The sequence below is a fragment of the Rhodococcus sp. HM1 genome, assembly GCF_023218075.1.
GTDB lineage: Bacteria > Actinomycetota > Actinomycetes > Mycobacteriales > Mycobacteriaceae > Rhodococcus.
The window spans coordinates 1-440 of the sequence record NZ_JALPTB010000212.1; the positions used below are offsets into that span (position 1 = coordinate 1).

General features: G+C 69.8%; 1 protein-coding gene. It reads left to right on the top strand.

The annotated features are described in order from the left end of the window. Positions 1–440: hypothetical protein (locus M1M07_RS32465; RefSeq protein WP_248676797.1), on the top strand; the 440-nt coding region annotated here is incomplete at both ends.

Sequence of the window (440 nt, forward strand, 5' to 3'; positions counted from 1 at the left end):
GTCCTCGGCGGTCGACCGGCTGCGCGGCCAGTACGCCGAACTTGCCGCCAAGGAAGCGGACCTGCGCACCAACCTCGGCGAGCGCCATCCCTACATCGCCGCCGTACGCACGCAGATGCAGGATGTCCGCCGCCTGATCGACGCCGAATTGAACCGCATCGCCGGTGCCGCCGAAACCGAGTACCAGCGCGCCCAGGCCAACGAGAAGTCGCTCGCGGCCGACCTGGAGCGGCTGCAGCGGCAGTCGGCGGTGACCGCGCAATCCTCGGTCCAGCTGCGCGAGATGGAGCGGGAGGTCGAGGCGGCCCGCACCGTGTACAACACCTTCCTGGTACGCACCCGCGAGATCAAGGAACAGTCGGGCATCGACAGCTCGAATGCCCGCATCATCACGTCGGCCCGGCCGCCGCAGGACGCGAGCTGGCCGCCGCGGCTGATCC